The sequence below is a fragment of the Micromonospora sp. NPDC005979 genome, from assembly GCF_040614415.1.
GTDB lineage: Bacteria > Actinomycetota > Actinomycetes > Mycobacteriales > Micromonosporaceae > Micromonospora.
In genome coordinates this window covers 297,247-310,933 of the sequence record NZ_JBEXUR010000005.1, presented here as the reverse complement: position 1 = coordinate 310,933, position 13,687 = coordinate 297,247, and the positions used below count along the sequence as shown (strand labels likewise).

The following is a 13,687-nucleotide window of genomic DNA, read 5'->3' as shown; positions in this document are numbered from 1 at the left end:
CACTAAGGACACCCGCATGCGCGTCTTCACCTCCGTCGACGAGCTGACCGCCGCGGTCGGCGAGACCCTCGGCCCCGGCCCCTGGCAGCGGATCGACCAGGACCGCGTGAACCTGTTCGCCGACGCGACCGACGACCACCAGTGGATCCACATCGACCCGGAACGCGCGGCGGCCGGTCCCTTCGGCGCCACGATCGCGCATGGCTTCCTCACCCTGTCGCTGGTGCCGGCCCTGGCCGGCCAGCTATACCGCGTCGAGGGCGTCGCGATGGGCGTCAACTACGGACTGAACCGGGTGCGCTTTCCCGCGCCACTGCGGGTCGGCGCCGCCGTACGCGCCAGCGCGGTCATCGCCGAGGTGTCGCCCGTCAGCGGTGGGGTGCAGGTGGTCACGGCGGTGACGGTGCACAGCGACGGTGGCGACAAGCCCGTCTGCGTCGCCGAGACGGTGAGTCGCCTCTACCGCGCGGCAACCCGCTGAGCGGTGATAGACCGCAGGCCCCATCCGGGACGAGGAAGAACGGGGGCCTCGCTACGTCGGCGACAACCAGGCGTCCGTCAAGGACGGCCGGACCACCCGGGCGTCGACCCGGCCTTGACGGGCGCTCCTCGATGAGTGAGTCCTGACTCCAGACGAGGCTGGGGCTACGGCGAAGGGCGCTGGTCGTTCGCTTCGGCTGCGCGCCGTGCCGATGTGCTGTTGAGCGGTATACCTCAGAGGTATGAATATGACTCTGAGGCATATCGCTATCCACCGCATCGTCCCTCACGAAAGTGCCTGAGGGTGAGTGTCTCGTGGGTCGTCTCCCGTCGCGGCCCGAGCGGGAGCGTTTTCGATCATCAGACCAGATGGTGGGGGTGCGGTCAGCGGCGCTGCGCTAGGTGGTCGAGCAGGTGGGCGTGGCGGAATTGGTAGACCGCCCCCGCCTGGCGCAGGACGCCGCGACGGTGAGCGTCCTGCCAGAACGCGAGTATCCGGGCCGGCTGGCGGCGGCCGAGCAGTAGCGGCAGCCGGGCGTAGATAAGCCATCGTCCCCAGGCCCGGCCGAACAGGGCGTAGGTCAGGCCGTACCCGACGCCGACGAGGAATCCGCGCACGAAAGTGGGGCCAATCGGTGGATCGCCGGGTGCAATGTCCGCCAGGCCCGTGGCGAGGGCGCCGATCAACACTCCGGTCATGGCGGTCACAACGAGCGCGTCGGCCACGGTGACCCGGCGGTCGGCGGCGAGGAGCCGGGCGGCGCCGGTCCGGCTGCCCCGTCCGCTGAGAGGCCGCCGGAGCCGGTCCTGGACCGCGTCGAGTCCGAAGACCCATCCGCCCATGAGTACCGCCAGCAGCGGGTACAGGGCGAGTAGCCGCTGTTGGGGCTCCGTGAGCGGCATCGGCTTCCCGATGGTGGTCACTATCGCGATGCCGAGCCCGATACCGAGGAGCAGGTACAGACCAATGCCCCAGCTGCGGGCGGTTCCGCCCAGGTCGCGCAGTCGATGTCCGGGCGGCGTGCCGTACGGCTCGCCCGATCGCAGATTCATGGTCTGGAGTCCGGCCCCGGCACCGAGCAAGCCGCCGACGCACAGCACGAGGAGGGAGCCGACGGTACCGAGCAGATCGCCGAGCAGCAGGACGGGGAGCACCCCTGCCGTCGCGGCGAACGCGGCCACCGCGGTACACGCTCGAACGCTCGCCGGGGTGACTGTCTCCAGCCGCCACCACGCGACGTCCGTCGTCCCGGTCCGGTGTAGAAGCCGCGCGAGGTAACCGAGCGATGAGTTCGCCTTCGCCGCCGTGTACCGGCCGTGCAGCCATTCCGGCCGCGGGCCGTCGTCGCGGTAGGCGGCAGCGAGGTAGAAGCGCAGCAGATGTTCCTCGATCGCGCGACGTCCGTCGAGTCGCAGCAGGTCGCCCGGGTCGCCGCCGGGGACGTCGTAGACCTTACGCGCGAGGTACACCATCAAAGGTGTCTGCAGCAGCGGCGCGACGCCCTTCCAGCGGGTCGCGTCGGTGAAGCGGCCGGCCGCGAGGTACGGGCCGGCGAGGGCTCCCGTGACCGCGCCCAGCGTCACGACAGCCGCCCGTGGTATGGGTGCCCCGGCCGCCGCCACCACCTCGGCGTAGACATCCCTAGCGCTCGTCAGTACGAACGGCCGATCCCAGACGTCCTGCCCGAGCGCCTCGACGGCCTTGATCCGATTCTCGCTGGGCATCTCGTCGAGGCCGTCCAGCAGCGGTACGACATGCCCGCGCTCGACGAGAAGCCGCGCGGCCTGCGGCTGGACCAGGTCGGGATACTGGCCCGCGAGGTCCTCCGCCAGCCACTCGTCGAGCGTCTGGCCGAACGGATCCCACCGGGTGAGCGAGAACGGCACCAGGGAACGGCCGCCCTCATCCTGACGTGACGCGAGCATCGTGAGGGCGGCGCTCTTGCCGGCCTCGGGCTCGCCGAGGACGATCATCCGGCCGGAGGGCAGCGCGCGGTACAACTCCCCGATGTGCGTCACGTCGCGGGGTCTCGGCAGCGAAGCCTTCGACCGGCCTTTGATCTGCGACGACGGTGCAACGAGCTGTCCAGTCTCGTAGACCAGCGGTAGCCGGATCGCGTCCGGTGTGGCCAGCCCCAGGCGGTTCGCCTCCCGCTGCCACTGCTGGCGCACCTTCGCGTTGAGCTCGGCCGCGGCGGCCAGCAGATCCGCTGCGGTGACCGGTCCGGCCGGCTGGCGGCGGCCGAGCAGCGCGACGACGATCGTCGAGGCAAGGGCGACGCTCGCGGCGATCACGTTGACCTTGCCGTCGTCGACAGCCAGGTTGGTGGTGACCCCGCCCAGTACGGTAATCCCGCTGATGACATGCAGAAGCGCAAGTCCGCCACCCCAGCGCCGCATGCGCCCATTCTCCACGGCGAGGAGGGTGCCTGTTGACCCCCCGGTGCGCATTCACGTTGACAGACCCGGACACCGCGGCGGAGACGCTGTCGCAGGGTCCTCGCCGCGGTTGCGGCGGCAGCATGGCGTCACTGCGGCGTTGGAGGAGGTCTCAACGGCGTACCGCCTGCTGCGGCCGCCGCTCGCGATCTGTATCCGCTCGACGAAGCGGCCTACGAGGTCGCTTCTGGGCCACGGCCGATGTGGAAGCTCACCAGGGACTAGCGGATCCAGAGCGTCCGGGTCGACAGTCGCCGGCTCGTCCTGAGCCGGCCGCACCTGCGGGGGCGGCGAGAAGCACTTCTCGCCGCCCCCGCCTCCGGTGTTCAGGGCTGTGTCAGGCGACCGTGCAGGTGGTGCCGTTGAGCGTGAAGGCGGTCGGCTTGCCGGCGTTGCCGGTGTGGGTGGCCTGGAAGCCGATGTCGACCGAGGTGTTCGGGGCGATGGTGCCGTTGTAGGAGACGTTGCGAGCCGTCACCGCGCCGCTGGTCGGGGAGTAGCTGGCGTTCCAGCCGCCGGTGATGGTCTGGCCACTCGGCAGCGTGAACCCGAGGGCCCAGCCGCTTATCGCGCTGCTGCTCGTGTTGGTGACCGAGACGGCCGCGGTGAGCCCGTTGTTCCAGGCGTTGACCGTGTACGTCACCCGGCAGCCCGCCGCTGGCGGCGGCGTGGTGGGCGGGGGAGTGGTCGGCGGTGGGGTCGTCGGCGGCGGAGTGGTCGGGGGCGGGGTGGTCGGTGGGGGAGTCGTGGGCGGCGGGGTGGTCGGCGTGTCCCCGCCGATGCTGCCGGGAACCGCGCGCAGGGCGTCGTACCAGGCGACGGCCATCTTGCGGTAGCCGGTGGCGTTGGGGTGCACGCCGTCGGCCAGGTCGCTGAGCGTCAGCGCTTTGTACATGTCGACCAGGTGGACGCGTTTGCCGGCCGAGGCGCGGGTCTGCACGATCCCCGGGATCGCCGCGTTGTAGCCCCGGACCACGTTGTCCGCGCCGGACTTCGGGATGATCGTCGCCACGAACACGTCCGCGTTCGGTGCGGTGTTGGTGATGCGGTCGACCAGGGTGGCCAGTCGGCCGGGCGCTCCGGAGGTGTCGCCGTACATGTCGTTCGTGCCGATGTGCAGCAGGACGGTGCGCGGGTTGGTGGCGCGCAGCCAGTTCACGATGTTGGCGTCGATCTGCGCGATGGTCCATCCGGAGTGGCCCTCGTGGTCGTGGTCACCAAGGCTGGACGGGCCGTTGAACATCGAGCCGACGAAGTCGATCCGGTAGCCGCCGGACGCGAACCGTTGCCAGAGTTCGATCCGGTAGCCACCCGCGACGTTGAAGCCGTCGGTGATCGAGTCGCCGAGGGGCATGACGCGTACCCCGCCGTTGGACTCGGCGCTCGCGGGCGCGGTCGCCACCGGCACGGCGGCGGTCATGGCCGCGACGGCGGCCAGCGCCGCCCACCACAGCCGGGCCCGGCGGGGCCTCGGGGTCGTCGCGGGCCTGGCAGGTGTCGGGGGTACGGGTTTACCAAGGGTCACAGGGCTCATGGGGCTTCCTCGGGTGGTGGTTCGACAACCAGGAACCCGGACGTCGGGATGTGCCCTTCACCCCGCCCGGACGCACCATAGCTTGTTATCGCTAACACCGGCAATGCATCGATCGCCGGCCATGGGTACGGTCAGCCCGCGAGCGTCGCGGCGAGCCAACGCAGTTGCCGTCGGACGTGCAGCGCCTCGCCGCTCTCGTGACCGTTGAACGGGTACACGTGCATCTCCCGCCGTGGCGCGTCGGGTCGGCCGGTCGCGGCGCCGTACTGGTTGTAGGCCGCGAAGCCGGTGCTCGGCGGGCACACGGTGTCGCGCAGGCCGATGCCGAAGTGCGCCGGCGCGGTGGCCCGCCGGGCGAAGGTAACCCCGTCGACGTAGGACAGTGTGCGTCGGACCGCGGCCTCGGCCTCCCGGTGCACCGCCAGGTACCGGGCGATCTCACCGTACGGCGAGGCGTCGCTGAGCTCGATGGCGTGCTGGACGTCGCAGAGGAACGGCGCGGTGATCAGCGCCGCCGCGAGATCGTCGACCAGGCCGGCGACGGCCAGCGCCACGCCCCCGCCCTGGCTGTTGCCGAGCAGGGCGACCTGGCCCGCGTCCACTCCGGGCAGGGCGCGCACCGCCTCGACGGCCCGGACGGCGTCCGTGATCAGACGACGGTAGTGGTAGTCGTGCGGGTCGAGGATGCCCCAGGTCGCCGGCCAGGGCCCGCCGGCCGCGCCGTGCCGGTCGGCGGTGTCCCCGGCGGCGTACAGCCCGGACTGGCCCCGGTTGTCCATCAGGAGGTGCGCGTATCCGGCCACCGGCCAGACCAGCCGCTCGTGCGGTAGACCACGGCCGCGTCCGTAGCCGGCGTACTCCACCACGGCGGGCAACGGTTCGGATACGCCCGCCGGGCGGGTGAACCAGGCCCGTACCTCGTCGCCGTCGAAGCCGGCGAACGTGACGTCCCAAGTGTCGAGCACGCGCAGGTCGGTGGGCTCGGGACGGACGTCGACGAGTACCGGCCGGGCGGCGGCCGCGGCGAGGGTGTCACCCCAGAACCGGTCGAAGTCCTCCGGCTCGGTGACGGTGGGGGAGTATCGCTCGAGCTCGTCGAGGCGCACAGCTGCGTCGGGCACGGGTCCTCGCAGGGTCAGCGGGGTGGGGCGGGGGGCGCGGTGCTCTCCCGGACGACCAGCTCGGTCACCAGGTCGATCCGGCTGGTCGCCGGCTCGGTGCCGGCGGCCAGGTCGAGCAGCATCTGGGTGGCGATACCGGCCATGTCGCGCAGCGGCTGGTTGATCGTCGTGAGGGGTGGGTCCGTCCAGGTGGCGAGCGGCAGGTTGTCGTACCCGATCACGGAAAGGTCCTCGGGGACGCGCAGGCCGCACCGGCGTGCGGCCCGGAGCACCCCCATCGCCTGGATGTCCGAACCGGCGAAGATCGCCGTGGGTCGGTCCGGTCGTTGCAGCAGTTGGAGGCCGTGGGTGTGCCCGGTGCCGGCGGAGAAGCTGCCGAAGTGGACCAGCTCGCGGTCGAGGGTCAACCCCGCCTCGTCGTGCGCGGACTGGAACCCGGCGGCCCGGGCCCGGCTGCAGAGCATGTCGGGTGGTCCGGAGATGACCGCGATCCGCTGGTGCCCCAGCTCGATCAGGTGTCGGGCGGCGAGCAGGCCGCCGTTGAAGTTGTTCGAGCCGACCGTGGGCACGGACGCCGAGGTCGCGCTGTCGGTGTCGATCACGACGAACGGTACGCCCTGACGCCGCAGGAGCTGCTGTTGCGCGTCGGTGAGGTGACAGAGGACGAACAGCACGCCCAGCGGACGCTGACCCAGCAGGGTGTCGAGCCATCGCGACGCCGGGCGGTGCGCGCCGCCGAGCTGGGATACGGCGAGACTGATGCCGGCGACGCTCGTCACCGCCTCGACCCCGCGCATCACCTCCATCGCCCAACCGGTGTCGAACTCGTGGAAGACGAGGTCGATCCGACGTGTGGCGGACGACGAGCGCCGACTGCGGCGCTGGTACTGGTGGCGGTCGAGACTCGCCTCGACCCGGGCTCTGGTGCCAGGGGAGACGTCCTCGCGGCCATTGAGGACCTTGGAGACCGTTGCGATCGACACGCCGACGTCGTGGGCGATCGTCGCGATGGTGGTGGTGGAGCCGGGTGGGCCGAGCGGGTGGTGCTCTGTCATCGCAGCCTCATACCGCATCCGAAAGTTTCGGCCGACACTAACACGATCAGCCGATGAACCTCATCGATGCAGCTACGCGGCAGGGCGGGCATCCCATGACGCATCGAAACTCTTGACAGGCCCAGGCGACGGACTTAGGTTGCCGAAAAGGTTGCTCTGGTTTCCGGAAAGTTTCGGATTGTGGAACCGCGCACCACCAACCGGTCCCACGACGGCGCAGTTCGTGGCCGGAGCTAAGGGGTCTCGGCATGAGAAGTCAGCAGCCCGTCGATGGCGAATCGGCGTCGCGCGACGGCGCACCGTGGCGCGACACCCGGCTGTCGCCGGCCGACCGGGCCGAGGCGCTGCTCGCGGTGATGTCCGTCGAGGAGAAGGTCGCCCAGCTCTTCGGGGTCTGGGTCGGCGCCGACGCGTCCGGTGAGGGCGTCGCGCCGCACCAGTCCGACATGGTCGCCAACACCCCGTCGTGGGACACGATCATCCGGTACGGGCTGGGTCAGCTCACCCGCCCGTTCGGCACCGCGCCGGTCGACCCGGTGCTCGGCGCCCGCTCGTTGGCCGCCTCCCAGGAGCAGATCGTGGCCGCCAGTCGGTTCGGCATTCCCGCCCAGGTGCACGAGGAGTGCCTGACCGGGTTCGCGGCCTGGAAGGCCACCGTCTACCCGACCCCGCTGGGCTGGGGCGCCTCGTTCCACCCCGAGCTGGTCGAGGAGATGGCCGGGCGGATCGGCGCGTCGATGCGGGCCGCCGGCGTACACCAGGGGCTCGCGCCCGTCCTCGACGTCACCCGCGACTACCGCTGGGGACGCACCGAGGAGACGATCGGCGAGGACCCGTACCTGGTCGGAACGACCGGCGCGGCGTACGTGCGGGGCCTGGAGAACGCCGGCATCGTCGCCACCCTGAAGCACTTCGCCGGCTACTCCGCCTCCCGGGGCGGACGAAACCTCGCCCCGGTGTCGATGGGCCGCCGTGAACTGGCCGACCACATCCTGCCGCCGTTCGAGATGGCCCTGCGGCTCGGCGGCGCCCGCTCGGTGATGAACTCCTACGCCGAGATCGACGGCATGCCCGCCGCCGCCGACGAACACCTGTTGACCGGGCTGCTGCGCGACGAGTGGGGCTTCACCGGCATCGTGGTCGCCGACTACTTCGCCGTACGGTTCCTGGAGACCCTGCACGGCGTCGCCGCTGACGCCGTCGACGCCGCCCGTCTCGCCCTGCGCGCCGGCATCGACGTGGAACTGCCCACCGTGGACGCCTTCGGCGACGCCCTGGTCCAGGCGGTGCACGCCGGCGAGGTCGACGCGTCGCTGATCGACCGGGCGGTGCGCCGGGTGCTCATTCAGAAGATCGACATCGGCCTGCTCGACGAGGACTGGCGGGCCCAGCCGGACGACGTCGCGGCCCTGCGCCTCGACGACGAGGCCAGCCGGGACGTCGCCGTACGCCTGGCCCGGGAGTCCGTCGTGCTGGTGCGCAACACCGGCGTGCTGCCGCTGCCCGTCGCGACCCGGGTGGCCCTGGTGGGTCCGCTCGCCGACGACCCGATGGCGATGCTCGGCTGCTACACCTTCCCGAACCACGTCGGCGTCAACCACCCCGACCACGGCCTCGGGGTGGAGATCCCCACGCTGCGCGGCGAGCTGGCCCGCCGCGTCCCGCTGCTGGTCCACGAACCGGGCTGCGCCGTCACCGGCGAGGACGCGTCCGGCATCCCGGCGGCGGTCACCGCGGCGACCAACGCGGACGTGTGCGTGCTCGCCGTCGGGGACCGGGCGGGGATGTTCGGCCGGGGCACCTCCGGCGAGGGCTGCGACGCCGCCGACCTGCGGCTGCCCGGCGTGCAGGCGGACCTGGTCCGGGCCGTTCTCACCACCGGCACCCCGGTGGTGCTGGTGCTGCTGACCGGTCGCCCGTACGCGCTCGGCCCGGACTTCGACACGGCGGCGGCCGTGGTGCAGGCGTTCTTCCCCGGCCAACTCGGCGGGCAGGCGCTCGCGGAGGTGCTCACCGGCGCGGTCAATCCGTCCGGGCGGCTGCCGGTCAGCTTGCCCCGCCACGCCGGCGGGCTGCCGGGCACGTACCTGTCGCCGCCGCTCGGGCGACGTAACAAGGTGTCCTCGATCGACCCGACCCCGGCGTACCCGTTCGGCCACGGCCTGAGCTACACCACCTTCGAGTGGTCCGACGCCATGGTCGTGGGCGGGGTAAACGACGACCCGACCCCCTGGCCGGTGGACGGCGAGGTCCAGGTGCGGATCACCGTCGGGAACACCGGTGACCGGGCCGGCGTCGAGGTGGTGCAGCTCTACCTGCACGACCCGGTGGCCCAGACCACCCGCCCGGTGCACCGGCTGGTCGGCTTCGCCCGGGTGCCGCTGGAGCCCGGAGCGCGGGCGCACGTCACCTTCGGCGTACCGGCCGACGTCACGTCGTTCACCGGCCGGTCCGGCCGGCGGGTGGTCGAGCCCGGCGCGGTCGAGCTGCGGTTCGGACGCTCCAGCGCGGAGATCGAGGACGCCCTGACGCTGCGACTCTCCGGCGCCGAGCGCGAGGTCGGGCACCAGCGGGACCTACTCACGTCGGTGCGGATCGAGCCGCTCGTGGCCGTTCCGCACTCCGCCTAGGAGGCGAGGATGACATCCGAGACGTTACGGCCCCCGCCGCCGGCGCCACCCGGCGACGTGGTGGAGGCCACCGTCCCCGCCCCACACGCACCCCGTCGGCGTCGCACCTGGCGACAGGCGCTGCGCCGGGACTGGCAGCTCTACTCGCTGGCCGTCCTGCCGTTGCTCTTCTTCCTGGTCTTCCGGTACCTCCCGATGATCGGGAACGTCATCGCGTTCCGCCGGTTCAAGCCGGGCGGAAGCATCTTCGGTGAGTACTGGGTCGGGCTGCGCTACTTCCGGATGTTCCTGGTCGATCCGACGTTCTGGGACGTCTTCACCAACACGCTGGTGCTCGGGGCGCTGACGCTGCTGTTCTGCTTCCCGTTGCCGATCGTCCTCGCGCTGCTGCTCAACGAGGTGCGCGCGCGGCGGCTGCGGCGGTTCGTGCAGTCCGTGTCCTACCTGCCGCACTTCCTGTCGATCGTGATCGTCGCGGCGATGGTCATGCAGCTGACCTCGGTCGACGGGACCGTGAACCAGATCGTGCAGGCCACCGGCGGCGACGCGGTGCCGTTCCTGCAACGCGCCGAGTGGTTCCGGACGATCTACGTGTCGTCCGAGGTCTGGCAGACGGTCGGCTGGGGCACCATCCTCTACCTCGCCGCGCTCACCACCGTCGACGACGACCTGTACGAGGCCGCCCGGATCGACGGGGCCAACCGTTGGCGGCAGACCTGGCACGTCACGCTCCCGGGCATCCGACCCACCATGGTCACGTTGCTGATCCTCAACATCGGCACGTTCATGGCGGTCGGGTTCGAGAAGATCCTGCTGCTCTACAACCCGCTGACCTACCCGACCGCCGACGTGCTCTCGACGTACCTGTTCCGGATGGGCTTCGGGTCCAGCAACTTCAGCTACGCCGCCGCGATCGGGCTGTTCGAGGCGGTCATCGGGCTCACGCTGGTCCTGACGGCGAACCTCATCGCCCGGCGCACGGTGGGGACGAGCCTGTGGTGACCGTCGACGCCACCGACACGGCCCGCGCAAGCGACCTGCCCGCCCGCGGGCCCCGGGGTATCCGGCCCACCCGGGGCTACCGCGTGTTCCAGGCGTGCAACGCGGTGGTGCTCACCATCGTGGTGGTGGTGACCCTGTTTCCGTTCGTCAACGTCCTGGCCCGCTCGCTCAGCGACGAGGGGTACATCATCGCCGGCCAGGTCAACCTCGTGCCGCGCGGGTTCAACCTGGACACCTACCGGCTCGTGCTGCACGACTCGCTGTTCTGGACGAACTACCGCAACACCGTCTTCTACACGGTCGTGGCCACGACCATCTCGATCGTGCTGACCACCTGCTACGCCTACGTGCTGTCCAAGAAACACCTCCGGGGACGTACGGCGCTGATCGGCATCGCGGTCTTCACCATGTTCTTCACCGGCGGCCTGATCCCCAACTACGTGCTCGTCACCAGCCTGGGCATGAAGAACACCGTGTGGGCCATCGCGGTGCCCAACGCGATCAACGTGTTCAACCTGCTGGTGATGAAGGCGTTCTTCGAGTCGCTCCCCACCGACCTGGAGGAGGCCGCCGCCGTCGACGGGCTCAACACGTACGGCATTCTGCTGCGCATCGTGCTGCCCCTGTCGAAGGCGATCATCGCCACGATGGTGCTGTTCTACGCCGTGGCCTTCTGGAACTCCTGGTTCGCCGCCTTCCTTTACCTGGACCAGCAGGAGTTGTGGCCGGTGACCGTCTATCTGCGCAACCTGATCGCCGGGGCCACCGGCGCGGAGAACGTCGGCGCGATCGCCGAGGCCGACGAGGTGCAGGCCGAGGCGACGCTCAAGTCCGTGACGATCGTGCTCACGACCCTGCCCATCCTCCTGGTCTACCCCTTCGTCCAGCGGTACTTCGTTCGCGGCGTGATGCTCGGCGCCGTGAAGGGCTAGCCAGCACGTCCACCCTTTCCTCCACCGAACCCGAAAGGACCGCCATGCTCCACCGATCGTGGCGCCGCGTCGCGACAGCGGTAGCCGTGCTGCTCACGGCGACCAGCATCGCCGCCTGCAGTGATGACCCGTCCGACGCCAAGGACCTGTCGGAGAACAAAGCCGGTGCGATGGCCGACTACGGCATCGGCAAGCAGTTCAAGGCGAGTGAGCCGGTCTCCTTCTCGATCCTGTACAACAACCACCCGAACTACCCGCTGCGCGAGGACTGGCTCTTCTGGTCGGAGCTGAAGTCCCGGGCCAACGTCACCCTCACCCCGGTCGCCGTTCCGCTGAGCGACTACGAGCAGAAGCGCAGCCTGCTGATCGGCGCCGGTGACGCCCCGATGATCATCCCGAAGACGTACCCGGGGCAGGAGGACGCCTACGTGTCCTCGGGCGCGGTCCTGCCGGTCAGCGACTACCTGGACCTGATGCCGAACCTGCAGGACAAGATCTCGAAGTGGAACCTCAAGCCCGAGATCGACACGCGGCGTCAGGAGGACGGCAAGTTCTACCTGCTGCCCGGCCTGCACGAGAAGCCCTGGCACGACTACTCGCTGGCCATCCGCACCGACATCCTCGACGAGCTGAAGCTCAGCCTCCCGAAGACCTGGGACGAGCTGTACACGGTGCTCAAGGCCATGAAGGCCAAGTACCCGGACGTCTACCCGTTCTCGGACCGGTGGAGCAAGCCCAACCCGGCCGGCAATCTGCTCAACCTCCTGGCCGTGTCGTACGGACTCCAGGGCGCGGGCTGGAACTTCCAGCACACGAGCTGGGACGCCGACACCAAGAAGTTCGTCTACACCGGTGCGAGCGACAAGTACAAGCAGATGCTCCAGTACCTCAACAAGCTGGTGAAGGAGAAGCTCCTCGACCCGGAGAGCTTCACCCAGACCGACGACCAGGCCCGGCAGAAGCTCGCCAACAGCAAGTCCTTCGTGATCAGCGCCAACGCGCAGGCCGTGGTGAACGACTACCGCCCGGACCTGGCGAAGACCAACCCGAAAGCCAAGATCACCAAGATCCCGCTGCCGATCGGGCCGGCCGGTGAGATCAACCCGGCCAGCCGGCTGGAGAACGGTGTGATGATCTCCTCGAAGGCCCGCGAGAGCAAGAACTTCGTGGCGATGATGCAGTTCATCGACTGGCTCTGGTACTCGGACGCCGGCCAGGAGTTCGCCAAATGGGGCGTGGAGGGGACGACCTTCGTCCGGGACGGCGGCACACCCAAGCTCGCGCCCGACGTCAACGTGATCGGCCTCAACCCCAAGGCCCCCAAGCACCTACAGAAGGACTTCGGCTTCTACAACGGCGTCTTCGCGTACGGCGGCAAGCCGGAGCTGGTGCAGGGCTTCTTCGCCCCGGAGGAGCAGGAGTTCCAGAAGGTCATGAACGCCCGGACGCCGGTCGCGGTGCCCCCGCCGCACCCGTTGAACGACGAGGAGCGGGAGCAGGCGTCCCTGTGGGAGACGCCGCTGAAGGACGCCGTCTACCAGGCGACTCTGCAGTTCGCGCTGGGCCAGCGGGACCTCGCCCAGTGGGACGCCTACCTGGCCGAGCTGAAGGGCAAGAACATGGATGCCTACCTGGACATGGTCAACAAGGCGTACGACCGCTACCAGAAGGACCATCGCTGAGGTGTCGGCCGGTCCGGTGACGCGCACCGGACCGGCCGAGGGCGGCGGCTCGCGCGACCGGCGCGGGCCGCCGGCCCGATCCGGGAGGAGGACGACGGTGAACGACGCGGCGCAGGCCGGGCGGCAGATCGGCGACGGACCCCTGTCCCGGATCGCGTCCCGCGTCTACATCCTGCTCGTGGTCGAGGCGCTGCTCCTTCTCACCACGGTGCCCGCCCTGCTCCCGCTGCTGCTGCTCGACCGCGACCCCAGCAACCTGCCGCTGGTCGCCCTGCTGCTGACGCCGGTCGGACCAGCGGCCTCCGCCGCCCTGTACGCCCTGCGCCACCAGCGACCCGACCTGACCGACCTGCGACCCGCCGCGCTGTTCTGGCGGGGCTACCGCGGCAACGTCGGGGGCGCGCTGCGGGTCTGGACGCCGACGCTGCTGTGGTTGACGGTGCTCGCGCTGAACCTCGCCTACCGCGACGCGATCGGCCTACCGAGCTGGTGGGTCGTCCCGCTGATCGCGGTCGCCGTCGGGGTCACCCTCTGCGCGCTCAACGCGCTGGTGATCACCTCGCTGTTCGAGTTCCGCACCCGTGACGTCCTGCGCCTGGCCGTGCACTTCCTCGTCCGTACCCCCGGTGTCACCGCCGGCAACGCCCTGCTGCTGGCGGCGGCGGCCGGGATCACCGCGGTCTTCTCCGAGGCGGTGCCGGTGCTGCTCGCATCGGTCCTGGCCCTCGGCGTTCTCCGTGTCGCCGACCCGATGGTCCACCTGATCCGGAAGGAGTTCACCGCATGAGCCGCTCCACGACCGCCGAGGTGAT

General features: G+C 70.2%; 10 protein-coding genes. 6 read left to right on the top strand and 4 right to left on the bottom strand.

Annotated elements, in window-relative coordinates; all coding sequences use genetic code 11:
- Positions 1–16 precede the first annotated feature (16 nt).
- A complete protein-coding gene (locus tag ABZ272_RS11800; RefSeq protein ID WP_355049878.1) occupies positions 17–481 on the top strand; it encodes a MaoC family dehydratase in 465 nt (154 codons plus the stop codon).
- 383 nt (positions 482–864) lie between these two features.
- Here the strand turns inward: ABZ272_RS11800 and ABZ272_RS11795 are convergent, their stop codons facing one another.
- From ABZ272_RS11795 to ABZ272_RS11780, 4 genes are all read right to left on the bottom strand, one after another.
- Entirely contained in the window at positions 865–2,931 is a 2,067-nt protein-coding gene (locus ABZ272_RS11795; RefSeq protein ID WP_355049877.1) for a hypothetical protein, read from the bottom strand.
- 325 nt (positions 2,932–3,256) lie between these two features.
- Positions 3,257–4,339: a cellulose binding domain-containing protein gene (locus ABZ272_RS11790; protein WP_355049916.1), complete on the bottom strand. Its 1,083-nt coding sequence runs from the start codon at positions 4,337–4,339 to the stop codon at positions 3,257–3,259.
- A 245-nt stretch (positions 4,340–4,584) separates the two neighbouring features.
- On the bottom strand, positions 4,585–5,574 hold the full coding sequence (locus ABZ272_RS11785; RefSeq protein WP_355049876.1) for an acetylxylan esterase: 990 nt from the start codon (positions 5,572–5,574) through the stop codon (positions 4,585–4,587).
- 14 nt (positions 5,575–5,588) lie between these two features.
- Complete coding sequence (locus ABZ272_RS11780) at positions 5,589–6,629, bottom strand: LacI family DNA-binding transcriptional regulator (protein WP_355049875.1); 1,041 nt, start codon at positions 6,627–6,629, stop codon at positions 5,589–5,591.
- A 248-nt stretch (positions 6,630–6,877) separates the two neighbouring features.
- Here ABZ272_RS11780 and ABZ272_RS11775 point away from each other — a divergent pair, with 248 nt between their 5' ends.
- From ABZ272_RS11775 to ABZ272_RS11755, 5 genes are all read left to right on the top strand, one after another.
- A complete protein-coding gene (locus ABZ272_RS11775) occupies positions 6,878–9,259 on the top strand; it encodes a glycoside hydrolase family 3 N-terminal domain-containing protein (protein WP_355049874.1) in 2,382 nt (793 codons plus the stop codon).
- A 9-nt stretch (positions 9,260–9,268) separates the two neighbouring features.
- Positions 9,269–10,261, top strand: a complete 993-nt coding sequence (locus ABZ272_RS11770; RefSeq protein WP_355049873.1) for an ABC transporter permease subunit — start codon at positions 9,269–9,271, stop codon at positions 10,259–10,261.
- The gene (locus ABZ272_RS11765) at positions 10,258–11,193 is read left to right on the top strand and encodes a carbohydrate ABC transporter permease (protein WP_355049872.1); all 936 of its coding nucleotides are present in this window, start codon (positions 10,258–10,260) and stop codon (positions 11,191–11,193) included. The genes ABZ272_RS11770 and ABZ272_RS11765 overlap by 4 nt, the downstream gene beginning before the upstream one ends.
- 44 nt (positions 11,194–11,237) lie before the next feature.
- On the top strand, positions 11,238–12,875 hold the full coding sequence (locus ABZ272_RS11760) for an extracellular solute-binding protein (protein WP_355049871.1): 1,638 nt from the start codon (positions 11,238–11,240) through the stop codon (positions 12,873–12,875).
- Between the two features lie 97 nt (positions 12,876–12,972).
- Complete coding sequence (locus ABZ272_RS11755) at positions 12,973–13,662, top strand: hypothetical protein (RefSeq protein ID WP_355049870.1); 690 nt, start codon at positions 12,973–12,975, stop codon at positions 13,660–13,662.
- Positions 13,663–13,687: the final 25 nt, after the last annotated feature.

Bases quoted from the DNA above. Each gene is read 5' to 3' on its own strand.
- ABZ272_RS11800 (WP_355049878.1), top strand. From the start codon at position 17: ATGCGCGTCTTCACCTCCGTCGACGAGCTGACCGCCGCGGTCGGCGAG.
- ABZ272_RS11795 (WP_355049877.1), bottom strand. From the start codon at position 2,931: ATGCGCACCGGGGGGTCAACAGGCACCCTCCTCGCCGTGGAGAATGGG.
- ABZ272_RS11790 (WP_355049916.1), bottom strand. From the start codon at position 4,339: ATGACCGCCGCCGTGCCGGTGGCGACCGCGCCCGCGAGCGCCGAGTCC.
- ABZ272_RS11780 (WP_355049875.1), bottom strand. From the start codon at position 6,629: ATGACAGAGCACCACCCGCTCGGCCCACCCGGCTCCACCACCACCATC.
- ABZ272_RS11775 (WP_355049874.1), top strand. From the start codon at position 6,878: ATGAGAAGTCAGCAGCCCGTCGATGGCGAATCGGCGTCGCGCGACGGC.
- ABZ272_RS11770 (WP_355049873.1), top strand. From the start codon at position 9,269: ATGACATCCGAGACGTTACGGCCCCCGCCGCCGGCGCCACCCGGCGAC.
- ABZ272_RS11760 (WP_355049871.1), top strand. From the start codon at position 11,238: ATGCTCCACCGATCGTGGCGCCGCGTCGCGACAGCGGTAGCCGTGCTG.